The 3,356-nt window shown below is 69.6% G+C and carries 5 protein-coding genes; all 5 read right to left on the bottom strand.

The features are described from left to right. The coding region (locus tag AC08OP_RS23085) for a VOC family protein (protein ID WP_476616094.1) at positions 1 to 98 on the bottom strand (98 nt) is incomplete at its 3' end. Positions 99 to 445: 347 nt separating this feature from the next. Then, entirely contained in the window at positions 446 to 1,306 is an 861-nt protein-coding gene (locus AC08OP_RS23080; RefSeq protein ID WP_476616093.1) for an alpha/beta hydrolase, read from the bottom strand. Between the two features lie 490 nt (positions 1,307 to 1,796). Continuing rightward, entirely contained in the window at positions 1,797 to 2,177 is a 381-nt protein-coding gene (locus tag AC08OP_RS23075; RefSeq protein ID WP_476616092.1) for a PIN domain-containing protein, read from the bottom strand. Further along, complete coding sequence (locus AC08OP_RS23070; RefSeq protein WP_476616091.1) at positions 2,174 to 2,431, bottom strand: hypothetical protein; 258 nt, start codon at positions 2,429 to 2,431, stop codon at positions 2,174 to 2,176. The genes AC08OP_RS23075 and AC08OP_RS23070 overlap by 4 nt, the downstream gene beginning before the upstream one ends. Positions 2,432 to 2,496: 65 nt before the next feature. Further along, positions 2,497 to 3,356 (bottom strand): IS66 family transposase (locus tag AC08OP_RS23065; RefSeq protein ID WP_476616090.1); only part of this gene is annotated, 860 nt, incomplete at its 5' end.

Raw genomic sequence — 3,356 nt, 5'->3', positions numbered from 1 at the left:
GCCCGCCGCTTCGCCGGCCCGACCCCGAACAGCGTCGTGTAGAACTCCACCGCCGCGTCCACGTCCGAGACGTTCAACGCCAACTGCACCCTGGCCATCCAGACCACCCCTTACATCGACATCCATCTATGTTCTTGCGGGTCGAGGATGACCGCAAACATAGACGTCTGTCAATGGCTGGGGCATGCTGGCGGCACGGCGACCGCCTCCCCACCGGCGGGTCTCCCGGTCGTCGACCCGGTCATCGCCCCCGCGGCGGACGGCCCGCCCGGTCTCGCCGGGACGATCTCCGCGTGCCGAGCCCCGCTGGGCGCCAACCGGGGCCGGCGACCGGTACGCCGGCCCGCGCATCGGCGAAGTCGTCGCCTTTCTGGATAATCCTCAAGGTGAGCCTGAATCGCGAAGACTCTGAATCGCGAAGATTCTGAATTGTGAGGACTAAGACTCAAGAACCCGCCGATGTCGGGATGTCAGGGCAGATCGTACCGCGCTTCGGGAGTATCAGGTCGACCAGGTAACGCTCGACGGCCCGGCGGACGCAGACACTGTCCTGAAAGTAGGCGGTGTGGGTGTAGGAGCGCCAGGTCAACAGCACGCTGTTGGCGAGTTGACGGGCGAGGGACACAGCTCCGGAGTAGGGCGTCGCCGGGTCGCCGGTGCTGCCGACGAGGAGAATCGGCGGAGCGCCGGTGGCATGGAACGGCCCGGTGTAGCGGGAGGCAGCCTTAACCGGCCAGACCACACAGGCAAGGGCACCGAGAGCAGAAAGCAGGCCGAAATGGGGGCTCTCGCGGTTGAGTTCGTCAGAAAGTCGTTGGTAGGCGCCCACGGTCGGGAAGACCTTGTCGGTGCAGGTGATGGCCGTATGCGAGGCAATGGCCGTATGCGCGGCATCGGAGCTGGTGGAGGTGCTGTGCGGCAAGGGGAGGATAGCCCCGATCGGGTCCTGCGCTGCGAAGGAGAGCAGCTCGGAGCCGTCGTTGTTGTCGTCGGCCAGTGCCAATGCTCCCGCGAGCCGCGGCCACTTGGCATGGGAGTACAGCGCGGACCGAACCCCTATCATGGCGGTCACCCAGTTGAGCGTGCGGGCGGCGCCGGTGTCCTTACCGTCCTTACCGCCGGCCGGGATCGGCTTCTCGGTGAGCCGTTCGACCAGGCGGTCGAAGGCGCCGGCCGGGTCGCCGTGGCCGAAGCCACAGTTGGGCCGAGCCTTGCAGTCGGCGAGGAATGCGCCCAGCGCGGTCTCGAAGCCCTGAGCCATTCGGCGTAGGTCCTCCTGCGGTTGGTTCATCCACACGTTGTACACGTCGTCATCCTCACTCCCAGCGCGGGAAGCGCGGGAGTGGATCGCGAACGTGGAGGCGGCGGCTAGCGGATCATTATCCTGCCCGCTGCTGCAACGGACCGGCGCGCTCCCACCGAAGCGCTGGACTGCTCCGACTGCCCAGCCACATACAGGCGGAACGCGTATCGCGTCATCACCAGGGCGAACCTCCCGGCCACGCGGAACTGGACGGTGCTCTGCCCGGCCACCACCACAGTCCGCGCCGTGATTTCCCGAGACGTCCATCCAGGAACTCGCCCTCACCCGGCCGGGTAGCGTCAGCGAGCTTTGCCGCAGGACATGTCGCGCAGCCCGTATCCGAGGTAGGTGAGCGAGCGTCTGCCGAACCCTCCCGGCTCCCCTTTCCGTCTTCTCGCCTTTCCGTCTTCTTGCCGTGACGGCGGCAGCCACGACCCGCCCGCGGGCGCCAAGACGGGTGTTGGCTGCGGTGGAGCCGCCGGGCCGGACCAGCTCACGGGCTGAGATCCAACAGACGCACCGGCTGACCCGCCCACCGATCCGGCGCCGCCGTCGCGATCATCGCACCCTCGGGACGCTCCGGGGTGGGCTCGGCCGCGTACAGGACGTGCGCCGGCGCCCAGCCGGTATCGCGGGCCACCGCGAGCGCGGCCGCCAGGTCCAACTCCACGATGGTCACCGCAGGCAGCGCGGCGATGTGCTCGGCGGTTCCCGGCCGGGCCCGGTCCGCCTCCACCAGCGCACACGCCGGGGCATACAGAAAATGACCCGGCACGGTGTGAGCACGCTGGATCAACCGGGACGCCAGCACGTTGCCATAGCCAGCCGAGACCATCGCCGTCTCGTCCAGCACCACATGCAGCGCGTCGCTCACCGCCCCAACGCCCGCGTCAGCCGACGGTTCAGCTCGGCATCGGCCTGCGCGGCTTCCTCCTCCGTCGGGTCGTAGCCGCTCCACTCCCGCAGCACCGCCCGCGCCCGCTCGGCACGCTCCGCCCGTTCCGCCGGCGTCAGCAGCGTGCTCGCCAACCGCGCCAGATACGCCCGCAACGACAACCCCTCCGCCGCCGCCACCTCCGCCAACCGATCCCGCGCCTCCGCCGGAATCCGCACATTCGCATCCGCCATGGACAGCCTCCTTTCACCCACCCAGCAGGATACGGGTACGTTCGCGTACCCGTATCGGATCCCGGCTACCTGGTAGCGGCGGCCAGCCAGATCAGGGTCGCAGAACTGCCGTAAGTAGTCGGAAGTTGGGTGTGGGCATGCTGCCGGGCGGCGTCACCGTGGGTGGCGTAGAGCGCGCCGATCCGCTCGCGCCACTGGCGGGCCCAGATCCCGAGCTGGGCGGGGTTGCCGTCCCCGGCCCGCAGGAAGTAGCGGCGGACGTGGACCCAGCGGAACAGGTTGACGATCCCGTCCGCCTTGCGGCCGGCGGAGGCGTAGACGGTGTAGAAGTCCGAGGAGATCACCAGCCGGCGCGGGCCGCCGGCGCCGTCGAGCTGGCCGGTGGTCTCGCTGATCCCGACATGGCCGGCGAGCACCGCCGCCGACCGGGTCGGGTCCATCACGAAGCACACCGAGTCCGGGCCGAGGAAGACCCACAGCCACCAGCGCGCCGAGGTGTCCTGGCCGTCGGGGGTGAACACCCGCCAGGTCGTCTCGTCGGCGTGCAGGTGCCACGACCCACGCGACCGTTCGACGATCTTCTCGGCGAGCGGGGTGAGCAGGCCGCCGACCTGGGCGCACACCCCCGTCAGCGTCGCCGGCGAGATCCGGGCGCCCTGGCGGGCCAGGCCGGTGACCAGCGAGTTCCGCGACCGGCCCGCGACATAGCGCTCCACGAGCAGCATCGCGAGGAACCGGTTCGTGAACAGCTCTTTGCCGATCGCCTTCGACGGGCCGGGCGCGGTCACCGTCACCGGCCTGCCGCAGCCACACGCCCGCCGGTAGCGGCGCCGGTGACAGACGAGCAGCTCGACGACCACCCGCCAGTCCACCTGCTCGACCCGGTGCTCACCCAACGGCGTGAACGGCGTCGCGCACTCAGGGC

The organism is Frankia sp. CeRuru1 (assembly GCF_977966315.1).
This window is presented reverse-complemented; position numbering and strand designations above follow the sequence as displayed.